Source organism: Intrasporangium sp. (assembly GCF_030452765.1).
Taxonomy (GTDB): domain Bacteria; phylum Actinomycetota; class Actinomycetes; order Actinomycetales; family Dermatophilaceae; genus Intrasporangium_A.
The window spans coordinates 1-18301 of sequence record NZ_JAKDLO010000087.1; the positions used below are offsets into that span (position 1 = coordinate 1).

Below are 18301 nucleotides of genomic sequence, written 5' to 3' on the forward strand. Positions count from 1 at the left end.
TCAAAACCACACGAACCCGACACCGCTGCCTCACTGCAGCGGAGCCGCACCCATCTCAAATGGGTGCGGATCGCTCAGGTGTGACCGCACAGCTGGGCCAGTCGGGTGGCGAGCGCATCGACCATGGCGCCGGCCTGCTTTGCCGAGATCGCAGACGTGCGCTCGCCGCCCTGGCTCGACACCGGAAGCACGTCGACATGAAGCTTCGCGCCACCAGCCAGGGCCCTGAGCGCGTCGACCTTCTCGCCGAAGGGGGAGCCACTGCCCGGCGAGTAGTAGCGCACCACCTCTTCCACGTCATCGGGGTACAGGTCGGTCTTCGTCACGGCTATGACCAGCCAGACCGGCTTGTGTCGGCGTACGGCCATCGAGGCGATTCGGTGCGAGGTGATCGTCCAGTCATCGAGCTCCGCGGCCAGCTGCTCCTCGCGCGCCGCGGTCGCCCTGCCGGTGGTGCCTGCGGTCCGTCGTGGCGTCGCGTAGCCGTTGGCGACCACATGGATCACCCCGTCGACCGGCTCGTCGTGGAAGACCTCGTCGAGCGCGCCGAGCCGCGTCGCCGCGTTGTCGCCGGGCACAACCCGGAACCGGAACCCCTTCAGCCTGGCAGAGTGGCGGGTCCGCCGTTCCATCACCGCCGAGCCCACCTCGGCCACGCCGTCGCCGGAGGCGTGCCGCGTGAGCCGGTCGACGAGCTGGCTCTTGCCGACCCCGGTCATCCCGGTCACCGCCACCACGGGGAACCGGCCGCGCAGCAGCCGGCTCATCCGCTCCGGAGCCGAGGCGAGCCCGGTCAGCACACCGCCGATCACGGTCGCACCCAGTGGCAGGACGGTCCGGCCCGAGCTCGACAGAATCACCCGGGATCGGGACGGTGTGTGAGACACGGAGCCTCCTCGGCGTGTTGGTCCGGAGCGGTTGACTGTTCGAGCCTACGTTCCGCACGTCACTGTCCGCGCACTAGTGACGGAGTTGAGGTCAGGGCGACGGCGAGCACGTGGATGGTGGTGCCTTGCTCCTCGCCAGCGCCGAACCCTGCACGACGTCGGCTCAGACCAAGCGGACGCGCACCGGTTCAACGAGGCCGAGCGGGTTGCCAGAGCCGGCCGATCGGCATGACGTGCAAACCATCGGCATAGGGATAGGACCAGCGACCTGTCGTGAGCACAATGCCGGCGACAAAGCGTGGGCCGAGGGCGATCGCAAGCTATGGCAGCCCAGTGAAGCCGACGGCGGTTGCTTGCTGGCCTTGACCTCGACGGCCACCACGATCGGAGTGGGTCGTAGGACCGCCGAAAGCGTACTCAAACATGAGCACTCGAACCAGACTTGAGGTCTGAGTCATCGGCCAGCAGGAGCCCACCCGAGAGCGCTCGTGGCACGTGAGCGGCATACGGATGACGTATGCCGCTCAGCTCGCCCCCAGCGTATGGCGGGCTCCTCAGGACGAATCGCGTGTGATGGCAACGATGGTCGAGTGCAGGGGGTCGATGGTCGTGTCGGCCCGGCCGCGACGGGAGAGATATCCGTGCCAGAGCAGGCGCGCGGCGGACGAGCGCAGCGGCTGCCAGCGTTCGCCGAGACCGACCAGCGCCGCGGAGTCGGGCACGTCGTCGAGCCCGAGCGCCTCGGCCGTGGCGACCTGCAGGGCCCGGTCGCCGACCGGCCACAGGTCCGGTCGGCCGAGGCAGGCGAGCAGGTAGACGTCCGCGGTCCACGGGCCGATCCCCGGCAGCGCGACGAGCGCTCGGCGCACCTCGTCATCGGGTTGCCGGGCCAGCACGTCGAGGTCGAGGCTGCCGCTCAGCACCGCCTCGGACAGGACGCGAAGGTAGCGGTCCTTCTGCCGCGAGACGCCGTCGGCCCGCAGCTCCTCGGGTGACGTGGCGAGGAGCAGGTCCGGGGCCATGCCCCCGAGTCGGTCGACGACTCGGCCGTAGGCGGCTGCTGCGGAGGCGAGGCTGACCTGTTGCTCGAGGATGAGCAGGACGAGGGCGGCGAAGCCCGCCGGGCGAGTCCACAGCCGAGGGCGGCCGTACTCGTCGACGAGCCGCGCGAGGTCCGCGTCGCGCGCGACCAGGTCGTCCACGGCTTGGCTGAAGGTGGCCTCGTCCATCGTCCTTGGAGTCTCGCACGCCCGTCCGGAAAGCGAGCCTGGCCCGCCCGCCGCCCGGCGGGATGACACATGGTTTCAGGCCCATCCCGCCTTTCAGGCCCACACCGTCCGGGCGGGACAGGCGGAGAGGATGTGCTCGTCCTTGGTGGCGAGGAGTCCCTGCGCACGCCTCAGGACGCGTGGTGCCGAAGGCCGATCCGAGCGCGCCGGGACGGGCTGAGCAGCCAGATGCCGGCGAGCACGACGAGCACCGAGACCAGGGCGGGCAGCCCGAGCAGGCCGGTCAGGATGGCGAACGAGACGAACGCGAGCAGCACGACTGGTCCGCCTCGCCCGGTCCGGAGGGCGTCCTCGGCGAGGATGCGACCCTCACGGCTCGGCAGCAGCAGCCATGCGGTCAGGTAGGCGAGGACACCGAAACCGGCGAACAGCGCCAGCACGACGGTCCCGATCCGCACCGCGGTTGGGGAGACGCGCAGCTGGGTGGCCACGGCGGAGCAGACACCGCCGAACCAGCGGTCGGTCGTGTCCCGGCGCACCGGCTGACGGCGCAGCCACGCGAAGAAGCGGTCCGTGCTGGGGGAGGACGGCGGGCGGTGTTCGGCGGCGCCGGTGGAGTCGAGGTTGGGGTTCGGGGCTGGGTTCGAGGTCATGTCTCTACTCTGGACGGAACTGGCCGCCGGCGCGATGAGGGTCAGCCCTGACCGTTCCCGGATCGGCCCCTGACCGGCACCCGGGTCAGGCATGGGTGACCTCCGCAAGGGCCCCTGGGTGGAGGGTGACGGGGCCGGCGGTCTGTGTCTGCGGACGACCATTACTCCCGGCCCGCTGGCCAGGCGAGGTGTCCTCGTGCTCAAGAGAAGGGTCAGGGGCGAATAGCGGTCGCCCGGCCGCACACCGGGAGCCGAGGCCGGCTCAGGGGTGACCCGGCCCCTCACCGCTGCTGCGCCGCGGCCTCGAAGGAAGCCGCAGATCCGCAGGTCATCGGTCGGTGACCAGAAAGACCGGGTATGCCGTCGCGATCGCCTCGAACTTGCTCACGGGCTCGTGCCGGTGAACCGGGACGTGCGGCCGGGCGCCGGGCACCTGCTGCACGTAGGCCTTGAGCAGCGGCGCGCCTGTCCCGAGCGCCGACCGACCACTTCGAGGGTGACCCACCGCCGGGGCAGCAGACCGAGGGAGAAGACCCGCGCCCACTGGCGTGCGAATCAGCGGGCCCGAGCGTCACCCCGCCCACCGGCATACATCCTCCGGAGGGTTGCGTCGGAGTATCCGATCCGCACGTTCTGATCGTAGTGACAGTCCGGGCGCCGACCCGGGCTCACCGACGGCCCGGGTCACGCCGGACCAGGACGAGTGCGGATAGCATCGTGGCCTCACCGCTCGTGCCGCCCGCGCGGCGCGAGGGCGGCCGCCAGACGAGGAGCCAAGCATGCACGAGTTGTTCGGGTCGCTGAAGACCGACCAGCAGGACCTGGTCCGTGAGACCGACCCGCAGGAGATGGCCCTGCTCGACGAGGACGAGCTGCTCGCCCTGCACTCCCGCATCCGAAAGGCCCGGAACAAGCACACCAAGAACTATCGCAGGCGGGCAGCCGCACGCGTCGAGGAGGTCGGCGCTCGGGGCGAGGCTCGGCCCAAGAACCGTCGGGCCGCCGAGAAGGCGGAGGTCTTCGAGGACGCGCTGGCCCGGGTGAGCCATGAGGTCGACCTCCGCGCCCGCCAGGCAGCCGAGGAGCTCAAGGCGGAACGGCTGGCGGCTGCGCGGGCCGGCCGCTCGACCGGCCCCGACTCGGTGACCGCCGGCGGCGCCGGGAGCGACGGCGTGGGGCCGGGGCGTCAGCAGCCGGCGACGAAGTCCGCCGCGGGGCGCAAGCGGACCGCCTCGACCCGGGCCGAGGGCGCGCGCCGCCAGGCCAAGCGCGACAGCCGCTGATCTTCACCGGACGCCTCGCATCACGGGCGACCCTCACGGGCCGCCCCTCTGGACGAGGCCGCCCCTCTGGACAAGGCCGCCCCTCTGGACAAGGCCGCCGGTCGGTCAGTCGTCCTCGGTGAGGTCCTTGCCCTTGGTCTCTTTGAGGCTGAGGATCGTGAGGATCGAGATGACGCCCATCGCCATGGCGTACCAGTTGAACGCGGCAGGGTTGCCCGCATCTGCGAAGGCGGTCTGGATGAGCCCCGCGGTGCCCCCGAAGAGGGCGACCGCGATCGAGTAGGGGACGCCGAGGCCGGTCGCCCGGATCGCGGTCGGGAACATCTCCGCGTACACGGCCGGCACGACGGCCGTGGTGCTCCCGAGCAGGACCAGCGCGACCGCCATCGCGACGAACAGCTGCCAGGCCTGGTCGCGCACGAACCAGGACAGCGGGAACATGAGCAGCACCACCAGGACGGTGCCGATCAGCATCACCGGCTTGCGTCCGATCCGGTCCGACAGGGCACCCCACAGCGGCAGGACGATCAGGAAGATCAGGTTGGCGAACACCCCCGCCCACAGCGCTCCCTCGGCGGGGATGCCCCGGACGGTGATCGAGTAGGCCGGGGCGGCCACCGCCCACGTGTAGTAGATGACGGTCAGGCCGATGACCAGGCCGATGACCTGCAGGAGCAGCTTGGGGTGGGCCAGGATCGCGCGGATCATCGAAGGCCGTTCCCCGTGGCCCTCGTCCTCCTCCTTCTCGGCGTCCTCGACGAAGACCTCCGTCTCGGTCATCTTCGAGCGCAGGTAGAGGGCGTAGAAGCCGAACAGGCCCCCGATGATGAACGGGATGCGCCAGCCGAAGTCGCCCATCTGGCCCTTGGTCAGGAATGTGGCCAGGACTGCCCCGAGCAGGGTGCCGAAGAGCACCCCGATCGTGCCGGAGAAGTAGATCAGGCTCGACCACAGGCCACGTTTCTCACGCGGAGCCATCTCCGACAGGTAGGTCTGCGCCGACGGGAGCTCGCCGCCGTGTGCCAGCCCCTGCAGCAGCCGGCAGACCAGCAGGATGATCGGCGCGAGGACGCCGATCGTCCCGTAGGTCGGGGTGATGCCGATGATCAGGCTGCCGACGGAGGCCAGCGCCACCGCGATCGTCATCGACAGCTGCCGGCCCTTCCGGTCGGCGATCCACCCGAACAGGAACCCGCCGAACGGGCGGGCGACGAACCCCACGGCGAAGATGGCCAAGGTGGACAGCAGGTCCGTGACCGGGTCGCCGCTGTGGAAGAACTGGTGCGAGAAGAACGCCGCGAACGTCGCGTAGACGTTCCAGTCGTACCACTCCATCGCGTTGCCGGAGCCGATCCCGACGATCGTCTTGCGATTGCTCTGCTTGCGCAGCCGCGCATGGGCGGCCTCGATGGCGTGAGTGTGCGGTTCGATGCTCATGAGATCGCTCCTTCGGTGCTCGCTTGCTCCAGGCGGTGCACGGCGAGAGCGGCATACCCCGCGACGCAGTCACTCAGGACGGCGTCGTCGAACTGCGCTCGCGACGAGTGGTTCATCGGCGCGGTCGCCGGGTCCACGTCGGGCAGGCACGCGCCGACCCCGATGAACGCACCCGGGACCTCGGCGAGCACCCGGGAGAAGTCCTCCGAGCCACTGATCGGCTGGTCGAGGGGGGCATAGCGCTGCTGGCCGAGCACGTCCGCGATCACCTCCGCGGCGAACGCCACCTCGTCAGGGTTGTTGACCGTGGGTGGGTACTGGTTGTGGAAGTCGATCTCGGCCGTGACCCCGTGGGAGGCCGCGACCCCGTTGACCACCCGGGGGATCAGCTCCTCGAGCCGCGCCTCGGCCGCCGGGGTGAAGCACCGGACGGTCGCCTCGAGCCGCGCCGTGTCCGGGATGACGTTGCGCGCCGTGCCTGCCTGGAAGATCCCGACGGTCAGCACGACCGGGTCGAACATGTTGATGCCCCGGGTGATCATCGTCTGCAGGGCCAGCACGATCTCGGCCGCCGCGGTGACCGGGTCGTGGGCCGCGTACGGCATCGACCCGTGTCCACCGGCACCTTGGACGGTGATGTCCAGACAGTAGGACGCCGACAGCATCGGGCCCGGACGGCAGACGAACAGCCCGGTCGGCATCTGGGCGGAGAACACGTGCATGGCGTACGCGTAGTCGGCTCGCTTGCCGGCCGCGTCGAGGACTCCCTCGGCGATCATCGCCCCGGCCCCGTCGCAGCCCTCCTCGCCCGGCTGGAACATGAAGACGACGTCGCCGAGCAGGCTCTCCCGATGCCGGCTCAGCAGCCGGGCCGCGCCGATGAGGTTGGTGGTGTGCAGGTCGTGCCCGCACGCGTGCATCGCGCCGTTGCTCGAGGCGAACTCGAGGCCGGTCTCCTCCTGCACCGGGAGCCCGTCCATGTCACCGCGCAGCAGCACCGTCGTGGTGCCCGATTCGTTTCGCTGCCCACCGCGCAGCACCGCGGTGACCGACGTCGTCGACGTGCCGGTGCTGATCTCGAGCGGCAGGCCCTCCAAGGCCTGCAGCACGCGATCCTGGGTGCGTGGCAACTGAAGACCGACCTCGGGGTCGCGGTGGAACTGCCGGCGCAGCTCGACCAGGTCCGGCTGCATTGTGCGTGCGTCGTCTCGCAGGTCCATGTCGCTCCTCTTCGGGGGTCTACCGGCAGCGGCGGCCATACGACAGCGGCATCTCGCCGGCTGTTAAGCGAGGTTCACGAGGTTTTTTTCGGCGCCCGTCACGCTAGCCCCACCCGGAACATCCGTGCAAGGGTTCAAATGACGTCATCCCTTCACTGCCGAGGGTTACTCGCGAGTCGGTGCTCCAGCGACATCGGGTCGGGCGTCATCGCGCAGCTGGGGCGGCGGTCCGCGAGGATGGGGGCATGACGGACCTGGCAGCACCATCCGGACCAGTGGTCGTGCTCGACGGCGGTCTCTCGACAGCGCTCGAGCAGCAGGGCGCCCGCCTCGGCGACGACCTCTGGACCGCCCGCCTGCTCGCCGAGCAGCCGGAACGGATCGCAGCCGCCCACCGGGCCTACTTCCGGGCCGGGGCGAGTGTTGCCACCACCGCGAGCTATCAGGCCAGCGTCGAGGGGTTCGTCGGAGCCGGTTACGACACGGCCGAGGCGTGGCGGCTCATCGCCCGCAGCGTCGGCATCGCCCGCGAGGTCCGGGACGAGGCGGAGTTCGCCGCGCGCCGATCCGGTCTGCTCGTCGCGGCATCCGTGGGACCGTATGGCGCCGTCCTGGCCGACGGCTCCGAGTACCGCGGCCGCTACGGCGTCTCGGCCCAGCGGCTCCGGGACTTCCACCGCGCCCGCCTCGAGCTGCTGGCCGCGGCGGGACCCGACCTCTTCGCTGTAGAGACGATCCCGGACGTCGACGAGGCCGAGGTGCTGGTCGACCTGCTCGACGACGTGGGTCTGCCGGCCTGGTTCTGCTACTCGGTCCGCGGCGAGTCGACCAGCGCGGGCCAACCCCTCACGCAGGCGTATGCCGCTCTCGCGGGCTCCCGCGCGATCGTGGCTGCCGGCGTCAACTGCTCACCTCAAGCCGACGTCCTCGGTGCGGTCACGGCGGCGGTGAGCGCAACGCGGCTGCCTGCCATCGCCTACCCGAACCGCGGGGGCTCCTGGGACAGCGTGGCCAAGCAGTGGGCCTACGGCGACCCGATCGACCTGGCCCTGCTCGCGCCGTGGATCGGTGCGGGCGTCCGCTATGTCGGCGGCTGCTGCGGCACCGGCCCTGCCGATATCGCCGGCCTCGCCGAGCGCGTCGGTCGCCTCACGGCCTAGAACTGGCCGGGAGCCGGTATCACGGGAGCGGTTTGTCCCCTCTTTCCGGTGACCCTCGCAGCACCAGACTCGTCGCCGTCGGTGCCGCGGCACGACCAGAGAACGAAGTATGCCCATGGACACGACCACCTGTCCTGACTGCGGCGAGATCGCCGAGGTGCTGTGGCGCGCCGTCATGGACAGCACCGACGGACCCGTCGAGCACTCCAAGATCCTCTGCCTGAACCGACACTGGTTCCTTCTGCCGACGGCGAGCCTCGAGCGCTCCACCCCGGCCGCGCAGCCGCGCACCGAGCGTCAGCCCGTGCCGCTGCAGCACTGGTGACGGCGCCGGTAGGTACTGTCACCCGGGTCTGGCCGGCCGACGCGGTCGTAGGGTGCTGGCATGTTGAGCCTCAAGCAGATCCATCCGGCACCGGGTCGTGACGTCTCCGCCGCGGACGCCTACGCCCGCCCGGATGGCGTGGCCAGGCACGTCTGCGTCAACATGGTCTCCTCGGTCGACGGCGCCGCGACCATCGAGGGCCGCGTCGGTGCGCTCACCGGTCCGGCCGACCAGGAGCTGCTCGGCATCCTCCGGTCGCTCAGCGACGTGCTGCTCGTCGGAGCGGCCACGGTCCGGGCGGAGGGATACGGGCCGGTCGTCACGATGCCGGAGCTTGCGGAGCGACGCCGCACAGCTGGGCAGGAGCCGGCGCCGCGGCTGGCGATGTTGACTCGGGCGCTCGACCTCGACCTGGCCTCGCGAGCCTTCACGGCCGCGGTGGCCCGGCCGGTCCTGATCACGACGGAGCGCGCGGCCCCCGAGCGGCTGGCGGCCGCTCGCGCGGTCGCCGACGTCGTGATCGCCGGCGAGGAGTCCGTCGACCTGCGGACCGCGCTCGACGTGCTCGCCGATCGCGGGCTGCCGAGGATCCTGTCCGAGGGCGGACCCCGGGTCCTGGCACAGCTGTTCTCCGACGACCTGGTCGACGAGCTGTGCCTGGCCATCTCGCCGGTCGTCGTGTCCGGCGCCGGGCAGCGGATCATGAGCGGTCCGGCCCTGCCCCAGCCGGTGCCGATGCGGCTGGCCGCCGCCTTCGAAGAGGACGGGTTCCTCTTCACCCGCTATCTCAGAAGTCCTCGAGAGTGACCGGTCGCATGAAGTCGCCGACCAGCTCACGCTCCCAGCAGCCATGCCCGGAGCGTCGCTCCTGCCACGTCGTGTACCGGTAGCGGTAGAGCCTGGCTCGCACCACGACCGGGGGCCGGTCGGCGAACGGGTTGTGGTGCAGCAGCCTCAGCGTCGCGGCATCGCCTCGCAGCAGCCGCTCGACGAACCGGGGGAACCACGGCATCGCATACGACGGCGAGATCGCCGCGAACCACATGAGCCAGTCGAGCCGCAGGTGGTACGGCGCGAACTGCCGCGGCCACCGGCGCCGGTCGGTCGGCTTGCCCTTGAACTCGTAGGTCTGCCAAGCCGGCTCGTCTACCGGGCCCGGCTGCGCCATCCCCTGGACGGCGATCTCGTAGCGTACCCGGCCGACGCTCCCGAAGGCGCCGTAGGTGTTGACGAGGTGCAGCGAGTCGAACGAGGCGTTCATCGCCTGGTGGCTCGACAGGAGGTTGCGGGCCGGCCGGTAGCTGAGCACGAGCACGACCGCCGACACGGCACAGACGAGCACGACCCACCAGAGCGGGGTGCCGTCAGCGACCTCGGCAACGGGGCCGGGTCCGATCGGCAGCAGCCGGTGCCAGAACGCGTCGGGCAGCACCGAGAGCCCGAGGGTGATCGCCATCCAGTTGAGCCACGCGAAGTTGCCGCTGACGACCAGCCACAGCTGGGTGACGACCATGATCCCGGCGCAGACCCCCGAGACCGGCTGCGGGAGGAAGAGCCCGAACGGCACGAGCAGCTGTGTCCCGTGGTTGGCGAGCACCTCGATCCGGTGCAGCGGCCTGGGCAGGTGATGGAAGTACCAGCTGAGCGGCCCCGGCATCGGCTGCGTCTCGTGGTGGTAGTAGAGGCACGTCAGGTCGCGCCAGCACCGATCGCCACGCAGCTTGATCAGGCCTGCGCCGAACTCGAGCCGGAAGAGCAGCCAGCGCAGCGCGACGAGCATCAGGAGCGGGGGGCCGGTCGATGAGTTGCCGAGGAAGATCGCGAGGAACCCTGCCTCGAGCAGCAGGCTCTCCCAGCCGAAGCCGTACCACCGCTGTCCGACGTTGACGATGGACAGGTAGAGCGCCCACAGCAGCAGCCAGACGAGCATCGCGGCGGGCAGTGGCAGCCAGTCGGTCAGCCCGAGAACCGTGAGGGCTGCCAGGCCCACGCCGGTCCGGGCGACCGCGGCGAAGAGCGCGTCGGAGTAGCGCCAGTGGAACAGGCTCGGTGCCTGCCGGAACGGCACCCGCCGCAGGTAGTCGGGGATCGGCAGCATGCCGTCGCTGCCGAGCAGCGCTCGGAACTGGTTGACCGCGACGAGGAACGCGACGAGGTAGATCGCCGCCAGCGCCCGTTGGAAGACCAGACGACCGATCCAGTACTCGTCAGCCGTGAACCATTCCACCGCCTCCCACGGTAGGGGTTCGCCGTCGCCGGCGCTGCCCGAGGCGAGCAGTCCGTATGCCGCCCACCCGCCGAGCGTGGGCGGCATACCCCCTCGCGGGGTTCAGGCGGGAACGATGCGAAGTGCCCGGGCGTAGATTGGCTGCGCAGGCCAACGGTGCCAGGAACCGGGGAGACCAGTTGACGCGGACGACCAGCGCGGAGGCGAGAAGCCAAGCGGTGCAGCGGATCTCCCCGGCACTCGCGGTCGCTCTCGTCTGCACGATCGCGGGCGGCCTCGTCGCCGCGGTCACGGCGCACGCCCCGACGCGGTCGGCGAGCTGGGCCTCGGCCTATCTCGTGCTCGTCGGCGGCGTCGCAACGCTCGGACTCGCCATGGGTCGAGGCATCCTCTCACCAGACCGGGTCCCGGGCGGTCGCCTGACCGGGGAGCTCGCGACCTGGCTGGCCGGCAACGCCCTCGTCGTGATCGGCACACTGGCCGAGCTCACCTGGCTCGTGGACGTCGGCGGCGCGCTGCTCGTCGCCGCTTTGGCCCTCGTCGCACTCGGGGTGCGCGGCGGGCGAGGCCCGGGCTGGCTCCAGGGACTCTTCGCTGCCCTCGTCGCCGTCCTGCTGGTCAGCATCCCGGTCGGGTTGTTCCTCGCCCGCCTCCGCGGCTGACGGACCACCCGGTCAGGACCTCGACAGACCGGCCTCCAGGGCGGCGACGATCCGCGGTCGCAACGCGGCGGCCTTGATCACCTCGTCCACCGAGCCCACGTCCACGGCGCGGTGGATGCTGTGGACGCTGTCGAACTCGGAGGCCACCGCGCCGAGCTTCTCGGCACGGACCGTCGCGCGCAGCTCGACGAGCTCGGTCGCGAGACCGGCGCGTTCGGCGTCGGATGCCGTCCTCACCCGCTCCTCGAGCTCGGCGATCCGCGGGTCTGCCGCGGTCCGGGCGTCGACGTCCCGGGAGAAGACCACCGCGGCGGCGGGCGCCCCGCCGAGTACCGAGGCGAAGGACCCCTCGACCGCGAGGACGGTCATGCCCGGGTTGAGGGTCTTGGAGAAGACGACGAACGCCCCACCGTGGTAGCGGGAGATCACCGTGAACACGATCGGGCCCTGGAAGTTGACGATCGCCCGGCCGATCTCGGCGCCGTACTCGAGCTGGAGGCTGCGCATCGACTCCGGTGACCCGTCGAAGCCGGACAGGTTCGCCAGCACGACCACCGGCCTGTTGCCACTCGCGGCGTTGATGGCACGGGCCACCTTCTTCGACGAGCGCGGGAACAGCGTGCCGGCCGTGTAGCTGTCCGGCCCGTCGGTGGGCGGGAAGCCCTGCCGAGGCACGGGCTTGGACTCGATGCCGACGAGGCAGACCGGGAACCCCCCGACATGGGCGTCCTGGACGACCGCGGTCTCCGCGTCCGCCATCCCGGCCCACCGTTCCAGGGTCTCGTGGTCCTGGTCGCTCAGAGCCCGCATCACCGTGCGGATGTCGAACGGCTTCTTGCGGTCCCGGTTGGTGTCGGCCGAGAAGATGTCCCCGACCGTCGTGAAACCGGCGTCGCCTGCCGGGTGCGGGAAGGCCGTGACGTCTCGGTCGTGAGGGTCCCCCGTCTCGGCCCGGCGCGGTCCCGTCTCACCGGGGGCGACGAAGCTGTGATCGTAGTGCGTCATGAGGATGTCGAGGGCGGCCCCGAGGTCCTTGGCCCAGTACTGGGCCTGACCGTTGGGACCCATCACCCGGTCGAAGCCGCCGATGCCGAAGTTGTCCTCGGCCGAGACCCCGCCCGAGAAGTCGAGCGACTGCTTGCCGGTGAGGACCATCGCGCTGTCCGGCGTCATGACGAGGATGCCCTTGGTGTGCATGAGCATCGTCGCCTCCGCGTTCCAGTACGGCTGGGCCCCGACGTTGATCCCGGCCACGATGATGTTGATCTCGTGCCCGGCCTGGGTGAACTCGACGATCCGCTTGAGGGCGCGCGCCACCCAGTCCATGTTCTCGGTGCCGGAGTCCATCGAGATCCGGGCACCCGAGGAGAGCGAGTACCACTCGACGGGCACCTGCATCTGCTCGGCGAGGTCGAGCCCGGCGATGATCCGGGCGCACTCCGGCTCGGCCACCGAGCCGAGTGAACGCAGCGGGTCTCCCGACAGGACGACTCGAGTGACCCCCTGTGGGTGGCGGGCCGTCGGTGTCGAGACGACGCCGACGATGATGCCGGCCTTGTTCAGGCCGTACGGCCGGTTGGCCGGCACGAGGGCTCCCGTGTCGTCGAGGTCATACTCGACGCTGGTACCGCCCTCGCCGGCGATCATCGTCTGGAGCTCGTAGGGGTAGACGACGCCTCGACGACGGGCCCGGACGACCTTGGCCGCGTAGTCGTCGAGCGGCTTGAGCGGCTCGGTCGGCGGCTCCTCCATGGAGGAGACGACTCCCGACCCCGGCTGGTAGTAGAACCGCCCCGCGACGGGGATGGGGGTGCCGCCCTCCTCCCGCGCCACGTCGGCCCTGACGAGGACCTCCTCGATCCCGGCCCCCGCGGTGAGTGGTGAGATCTTGCGCTGGACCGCCGTCAGCTGCTGCAGATCTGCCTCGATCGTCGGCCAGACGGCCACCCAGACGTAGTTCATGTCGAGGCGGGAGCCTGCGCTGCGGGCGGCGCGGGTCCGCCGGATCGCCTCGAGGCAGTTGGCGATCGCGCGCTCGACGTGGGGCAGCCCGGTCACGTTCCCGTCGTCGTCGCGGACCACGACGAGCTGGCGCACCTGCGCGAGCGCCACCAGGCGCCGGTCGTCCGGGTTGTCCCTGGCGACGCACTCGTAGAGCAGGACGTCCTCAGGCGCGTCGAGGCGGGTGACGTCGAAGGCCTTGAGCCGCCACAGGTCGAGGCGGCGCCCCACCATCGGGTGTACGCCACGGATGAGCCGGTCCTCGGCGAGGCCGTCCGCGCCGGGGCGGAACGTGAAGTAGCCGGTCGGGCGCCCGCCTCCCGCATTGACGGCGACGGCCACGCGTCGCACCTGCTGGGTGAACGGCATACCGGACAGCAGCTGGGCGAGCTGGGCGCTCGCGTCCTCAGGGGACTGTGGCTCATCCGGCCAGCTGAGGTAGAGGTCGACGACCGCGTGGTGGCCGGGCTGTCGGCTCTCGACGTCGGCGGTCACCGCTGCCTCGAGGGCGCTGCCGGACGTCAGCTCGCTGACGTGGCCGATCGTCGTCGTGATGTGCGTCGGACGATCGTCGAGGGTGTAGTCGCCGACCGCGAACGGCCGCCCGCCCGCGGAGAAGGCTCGTTGGTTCCGTAGGTCGTGCCCGCGGTAGTGCCGCTTGATCAGGACCTCGAGCATCGGCTCGTGGCCTGGTAGCTCGCCCTCGAGCCGCTCGGACAGGAAACCGACGAGCTGCTCCGGGATGGCGGCGAGCTCGTCGATCCCCGCTGCGTAACCCGGTGCGTCGGGGGCGGCCGCGAGTGAGGCGACCTTGTCACCGACGCCCGCGAGCACGCTGGCGCGGTCGGCATCGACGAGCGGCTGGTCGAACCACCGGAACCGGGCCGACCGGGCGAGGTCACCCACAATGGGGAAGCGCAGCTGGGTGGCGACGACGAGCCGGTCGAGCACCTCGCGGGCGGCCGCTTCGTGCGGTGCTGCGGGAACGGGCTCGGTGAGCCAGCGCCGCAGCAGGGCGGTCGCGAGCGCGGTCTCAGGGGCCGACCGCTGCTGGGCGAGGAAGATCCGGAAAACCGCGCCCTCGAGCTCGGCGGTCCGGTCGAAGTCGGTGACGCCGTAGTGGGCGAGCACACGGGCCAGCTTGGCCCGGAAGTCCTCGGTGAGCCCGGCCCGGTCCGGGTCGAGGCTGCGCAGGTAGGAGTGGAAGTACTCCTTGGGGCTGTGCACCCGCAGCTCGGTGTGCCGCTCCTCAGCGGCCGGCCGGTTGCGGCTCAGCTCCGCGAAGTCGGTCACCAGCTCGAGCAGGCCGATCTCGGCGGCGATCGGCGCCTGCCCCATGCCGGCGAGCTCGTCACGGGCGTCGAGGTAGGCGGTGCGCGGCCGCTTGCCGTCCGACTCCGAGTCGAAGCCCATCACCACGCCGGACAGGTCGGCGACGGCGCGTTCGGCGCGGGTGGCGGGGGACTCGCCTTCGGGCGCAGGCGGCAGGTCGAGCTCGACCGTCGGCGCGGTGTCGGCCTGGGGCTCGTCCTCGTCACCGACCGGCTCGAGCCGGATGAGGGGGGCGCCGGTCTCGACCTGTGCCCCGACCATGGCGAGCATCTCGCGCACCCGTCCGGCGAAGGGCGCGACGAGGACGGTCTCCATCTTCATCGACTCGAGGACGAGGACCGGGGCGCCCGCCGCGACCTCGGCGCCCACCTCGACGGGCGTCGCGACGACGAGGGCGGGAGCGGGCGAACGCATGACGCCGCCCTCGTCCCGGGTCACCCGGTGGGTGACCCCGTCGACCTCGACGAGGTGGACAGGGCCGTGCGTCGCGGTCACGAGGCGGTAGGTGCGGCCGGAGACGGTGAGGCGGCCGTGGTAACGGTTGATCCGGTCGAGGTCCGCCTCGACGGTCTGCGACTCGATGCCTGAGCCGATGGTGACCCGGTAGTGGCTCTGCCCCGTGCGCAGGACGGTGACCTTGTATGCCGCGCCGCGCAGCTTGAGGTCGATGCCGCGGCCGACCTGGTGCTGGACCTGCGGCCGGCCGCCACGGCCGGTCTCGAGCAGGCGGGCCCGCTCGATCGCCTCGGCGTCCTCGTAGGCCTCGATGCCGGCCGCGACGAGGGCGATGCCGGAGTGACGGTGCGAGACGAGGCGGCCCTGCTGGCGGACGCGGTCGATCCAGCCGGTGTCGGCCCACACCGGCTCTTCGCCCGGGCTCGCCGGGCGACCGATGACCTCGGGTTGGTCGAGCAGGTCGAGGATGAAGGACTTGTTCGTCGTGCCACCCTCGATGACGACGGTCGTCTCGTGCAGCGCCCGGCGCAGGCGGGCGAGGGCCTCGTCACGGGTGTGGCCGTGCGCGATGACCTTGGCGATCATCGAGTCGAAGTCGGCCGGGATCGAGTCACCCTCGGCGACACCTGTGTCGACCCGGATGCCCGGGCCGGCCGGGAAGGTCAGCAGCTCGATGTGCCCGGGTGAGGGTGCGAAGTCGCGGTCCGGGTCCTCGGCGTTGAGCCGGGCCTCGACGGCGTGGCCGAACTCGCCGGGGCGGTCCCCCTCGAGACGACCGCCGCCTGCGACGTGGATCTGGAGCTTGACGAGGTCGGTGTCGGTGGTGACCTCGGTGATCGGGTGCTCGACCTGCAGGCGGGTGTTGACCTCGAGGAACGCGAAGAAGCGATCGCTCGGGTGGTAGAGGAACTCCACGGTCCCGGCGCCCGCGTAGCCCACCGCGATGGCGAGCCGCTCGGCGCTCGCCTTGACGTCGGCGACCTGATCCGGCTCGAGCAGCGGCGAGGCGGACTCCTCGATGACCTTCTGGTTGCGGCGCTGGATCGTGCAGTCGCGCACGCCGACCGCCCAGGCGGTGCCCTGCCCGTCCGCGATGACCTGGACCTCGATGTGCCGGGCCCCCGTGACGAGCTTCTCGAGGAAGACGACGCCGGAGCCGAAGGCGCGGGCAGCCTCGTCGCGGGTGCGTGCATAGGCGTCCTGAAGGTCGGTGTCCGAGTCGACGCGACGGATGCCCCGCCCGCCGCCGCCCGCCGTCGCCTTGAGCATGAGGGGATAGCCGATCCGGGCGGCGGCCTCGGTGGCGGCCTCGAGCGTGTCGACCCCGCCACCGCTCCACGGGGCGACGGGCACACCGACCTCCTCGGCGATCAGCTTGCTGCCGATCTTGTCCCCGAGCTTGCGCATCGCCTCGGGGCTCGGCCCGATGAAGGTGACCCCGACTCGGGCGCACAGCTCGGCGAAGCCGGGGTCCTCCGCGACGAAGCCCCAGCCGACCCACGCCGCGTCGGCGTCCGTGTCGACGAGGGCCTTCTCGAGGACGGCGTAGTCGAGATACGGCCGGTCTGCGGCGGGCCCGAGGTTGTGGGCCCGGTCGGCCTCGCGCACGAACATCGCCCGCCGCTCACCCTCGGTGTGCAGCGCGATCGTCTCGATCTGCGGCCCACCGGGGTTGGCCGCGTTGAGGTCCCGGACGGCGTGGATGAGCCGCATGGCTGCCTCACCTCGGTTGACGATGGCGATGCGCGAGAACATCTCTGGGGCCTCCTTGGGGCACGGGACATCTGGCCGTGGCGCGTCGCGCCACGTCCGAGCCTGTCACCAATCGCCCCGACGGGCGAGTACAAGATCGTCCGGGAGCGGCCGCCGAGCCTGCGCGAGGGTGTCGGCCCCGAGTCCTACGCTCGGGAGCGGGGCAGACAGGAGAGACACGAGATGGAGCTGAGCGAGGCGCTGTCGGTGGCGCGAGCGCTGGTCCGCGAGCACGGGCTCGACGGGTGGACCGTGGGGCTCGACCGAGCCAAGGCGCGAGCCGCCGCCTGCCACTTCCGGGATCGGCGCATCACCCTGAGCGGCCACCTCACCGCCCTGCACGCCGAGCACGAGGTGCGTGACTCGATCCTGCACGAGATCGCGCATGCTCTCGTCGGGCCGCGGCACGGTCACGACGAGGTCTGGCGAGCCACCGCGCTCGCCATCGGCTCGTCCGGCACCCGCTGTGTGCAGGACGGCCCGGCGGTCACCGGCAACTGGTGGGGACGGTGCGGCGCGGGCCACCGGACCACGAGGCACCGGCGCCCGGAGCGGGTCATGACGTGCGCCCAGTGCTCGCCCGCCTTCGACGTGCGCCACCTCATCGAGTGGACCTACCGCGGTGGGGACGCGCCCATGCACCCCAACTACGCCGCCGAGCTGCGGGGGCTCCTCGGTGACGGTCCGGCTCCGGTCGGGCGCCGGCTCCGGGTCGGGCAGCGGGTCCGCGTCACCGCCCCGGGCGACTTCGAGGGCAGCATCGGCACCATCGTCAAACGGGGTCGTACCCGGTTCCACGTCCGGTCGAAAGCCGGCGTCCTCACCGTGCCGTTCGCGCTCGTGGAGCCGGCTACGTGATGTCATCCGGGGTATGCCGCTCACCCGGGTGAGTGGCCCCGGCTGGCGTGGACTGGCCTGAACCTGCCAGCGCCGCGTCATGTGTCTTCGAGGCCGCCGCAGGGTTGGGCTAGGTCGGGCTGCGAGGGCCTGCGAGCTGCTGTTGGCTGTGATGCAACTGTTCCTCGTCGAGTCAGATACCGGCTTTCAAGGGCAAGGCCCTCATTCCAACTGAGCGCACTGACTGTGTCAGAAGGTTGTGCCCTCTCACCTTGATCCAACAGGTCGTTCTGCCCTTGCTGTCGATTTCAGGCGCGAGGGTGAGATCGGCGTCGAAGCGATTGAAGTCAGTCCCGACGTACTCACTGGCGGCGGCGAAGCAATCCAACGAGTGCGTGTCACCGGGTGCTCGGACGAGAACGGCCTCACGAGTATGTGGCAGGTCGCATCCTGTGACGATGTGAGCGGGGTCTCGAAAGCAGAGGCGCAGGAAGTCCCCCTCTCGCCTACCGAGGATTTCTAGAGTCGAGCTGGATTGCTTTGAGTCCAGTTGTGCAACGCACACCAATGTGCCTGGGATCATCGATGTTGAAACCACACTACGCAGCACTTCTCGGTTGGGGTCGCCTCCGGCGAACTCGATAAACCTCTCAAGGTTGCATGACCCTTGTAACGCGACTACTTCTCGATCGTGGGGCTGGTCACAGGCAACGGGTGCTTCTTCGGACAAGCATGTGCCGACGCTCAACACAGAGGTAGAATTCCTCGGCCAAGGCATGTCTGAGGCGGTGTCGGCATCGGAGGTGATCACGACAGGGGCGGTAGGCAGACTTGAGGGGG

At 70.6% G+C, this 18301-nt stretch carries 14 protein-coding genes; 6 read left to right on the forward strand and 8 right to left on the reverse strand.

Annotation, left to right across the window (positions count from 1 at the left end; genetic code table 11):
- Window positions 1-74 precede the first annotated feature (74 nt).
- The 4 genes from L0H79_RS12210 to L0H79_RS12225 all read right to left on the reverse strand — a co-directional run bounded on the left by L0H79_RS12210 (window position 75) and on the right by L0H79_RS12225 (window position 3274).
- On the reverse strand, window positions 75-887 hold the full coding sequence (locus L0H79_RS12210) for a GTPase (protein ID WP_301484887.1): 813 nt from the start codon (window positions 885-887) through the stop codon (window positions 75-77).
- Between the two features lie 554 nt (window positions 888-1441).
- Entirely contained in the window at window positions 1442-2116 is a 675-nt protein-coding gene (locus tag L0H79_RS12215) for a DNA-3-methyladenine glycosylase (RefSeq protein ID WP_301484888.1), read from the reverse strand.
- A gap of 170 nt (window positions 2117-2286) precedes the next feature.
- Window positions 2287-2769 carry a PspC domain-containing protein gene (locus L0H79_RS12220; protein WP_301484889.1) on the reverse strand — a complete coding sequence of 161 codons (483 nt, stop codon included), beginning with the start codon at window positions 2767-2769 and terminating at the stop codon, window positions 2287-2289.
- A 328-nt stretch (window positions 2770-3097) separates the two neighbouring features.
- Window positions 3098-3274, reverse strand: coding sequence for a hypothetical protein (locus L0H79_RS12225; RefSeq protein WP_301484890.1), 177 nt, complete (start codon window positions 3272-3274; stop codon window positions 3098-3100).
- A 274-nt stretch (window positions 3275-3548) separates the two neighbouring features.
- On the opposite strand from L0H79_RS12225, the gene L0H79_RS12230 reads away from it, so the two are divergent.
- The gene (locus tag L0H79_RS12230) at window positions 3549-4052 is read left to right on the forward strand and encodes a hypothetical protein (RefSeq protein WP_301484891.1); all 504 of its coding nucleotides are present in this window, start codon (window positions 3549-3551) and stop codon (window positions 4050-4052) included.
- Between the two features lie 105 nt (window positions 4053-4157).
- Here the strand turns inward: L0H79_RS12230 and L0H79_RS12235 are convergent, their stop codons facing one another.
- Together L0H79_RS12235 and L0H79_RS12240 are read right to left on the reverse strand one after the other, a co-directional pair.
- Entirely contained in the window at window positions 4158-5489 is a 1332-nt protein-coding gene (locus tag L0H79_RS12235) for an MFS transporter (RefSeq protein WP_301484892.1), read from the reverse strand.
- A complete protein-coding gene (locus L0H79_RS12240) occupies window positions 5486-6709 on the reverse strand; it encodes a M20 family metallopeptidase (RefSeq protein ID WP_301484893.1) in 1224 nt (407 codons plus the stop codon). The genes L0H79_RS12235 and L0H79_RS12240 overlap by 4 nt, the downstream gene beginning before the upstream one ends.
- Before the next feature lie 245 nt (window positions 6710-6954).
- Between L0H79_RS12240 and mmuM the strand changes: the two genes are divergently transcribed.
- From mmuM to L0H79_RS12255, 3 genes are all read left to right on the forward strand, one after another.
- Window positions 6955-7869, forward strand: a complete 915-nt coding sequence (gene mmuM / locus L0H79_RS12245; protein WP_301484894.1) for a homocysteine S-methyltransferase — start codon at window positions 6955-6957, stop codon at window positions 7867-7869.
- Window positions 7870-7984: 115 nt separating this feature from the next.
- Window positions 7985-8194, forward strand: a complete 210-nt coding sequence (locus tag L0H79_RS12250; RefSeq protein WP_301484895.1) for a hypothetical protein — start codon at window positions 7985-7987, stop codon at window positions 8192-8194.
- Between the two features lie 60 nt (window positions 8195-8254).
- Complete coding sequence (locus L0H79_RS12255; RefSeq protein WP_301484896.1) at window positions 8255-9001, forward strand: pyrimidine reductase family protein; 747 nt, start codon at window positions 8255-8257, stop codon at window positions 8999-9001.
- Here L0H79_RS12255 and L0H79_RS12260 read toward each other — a convergent pair.
- Entirely contained in the window at window positions 8982-10508 is a 1527-nt protein-coding gene (locus tag L0H79_RS12260; protein WP_301484897.1) for a lipase maturation factor family protein, read from the reverse strand. The two genes, L0H79_RS12255 and L0H79_RS12260, sit on opposite strands and share 20 nt — an antisense overlap.
- Before the next feature lie 92 nt (window positions 10509-10600).
- Between L0H79_RS12260 and L0H79_RS12265 the strand changes: the two genes are divergently transcribed.
- Window positions 10601-11083, forward strand: coding sequence for a hypothetical protein (locus tag L0H79_RS12265; RefSeq protein WP_301484898.1), 483 nt, complete (start codon window positions 10601-10603; stop codon window positions 11081-11083).
- Between the two features lie 12 nt (window positions 11084-11095).
- Here L0H79_RS12265 and L0H79_RS12270 read toward each other — a convergent pair whose 3' ends face one another.
- On the reverse strand, window positions 11096-16627 hold the full coding sequence (locus L0H79_RS12270; RefSeq protein ID WP_301484899.1) for a carboxyl transferase domain-containing protein: 5532 nt from the start codon (window positions 16625-16627) through the stop codon (window positions 11096-11098).
- Window positions 16628-16807: 180 nt separating this feature from the next.
- Between L0H79_RS12270 and L0H79_RS12275 the strand changes: the two genes are divergently transcribed.
- Entirely contained in the window at window positions 16808-17482 is a 675-nt protein-coding gene (locus L0H79_RS12275; protein ID WP_301484900.1) for a SprT-like domain-containing protein, read from the forward strand.
- The last annotated feature ends 819 nt before the right edge of the window (window positions 17483-18301 follow it).

Excerpts from the sequence above, each read along its gene's own strand:
- L0H79_RS12215 (WP_301484888.1), bottom strand. The coding sequence starts at position 2,116 with ATGGACGAGGCCACCTTCAGCCAAGCCGTGGACGACCTGGTCGCGCGC.
- L0H79_RS12220 (WP_301484889.1), bottom strand. The coding sequence starts at position 2,769 with ATGACCTCGAACCCAGCCCCGAACCCCAACCTCGACTCCACCGGCGCC.
- L0H79_RS12230 (WP_301484891.1), top strand. The coding sequence starts at position 3,549 with ATGCACGAGTTGTTCGGGTCGCTGAAGACCGACCAGCAGGACCTGGTC.
- L0H79_RS12235 (WP_301484892.1), bottom strand. The coding sequence starts at position 5,489 with ATGAGCATCGAACCGCACACTCACGCCATCGAGGCCGCCCATGCGCGG.
- L0H79_RS12240 (WP_301484893.1), bottom strand. The coding sequence starts at position 6,709 with ATGGACCTGCGAGACGACGCACGCACAATGCAGCCGGACCTGGTCGAG.
- mmuM (WP_301484894.1), top strand. The coding sequence starts at position 6,955 with ATGACGGACCTGGCAGCACCATCCGGACCAGTGGTCGTGCTCGACGGC.
- L0H79_RS12250 (WP_301484895.1), top strand. The coding sequence starts at position 7,985 with ATGGACACGACCACCTGTCCTGACTGCGGCGAGATCGCCGAGGTGCTG.
- L0H79_RS12255 (WP_301484896.1), top strand. The coding sequence starts at position 8,255 with ATGTTGAGCCTCAAGCAGATCCATCCGGCACCGGGTCGTGACGTCTCC.
- L0H79_RS12260 (WP_301484897.1), bottom strand. The coding sequence starts at position 10,508 with ATGCCGCCCACGCTCGGCGGGTGGGCGGCATACGGACTGCTCGCCTCG.
- L0H79_RS12270 (WP_301484899.1), bottom strand. The coding sequence starts at position 16,627 with ATGTTCTCGCGCATCGCCATCGTCAACCGAGGTGAGGCAGCCATGCGG.
- L0H79_RS12275 (WP_301484900.1), top strand. The coding sequence starts at position 16,808 with ATGGAGCTGAGCGAGGCGCTGTCGGTGGCGCGAGCGCTGGTCCGCGAG.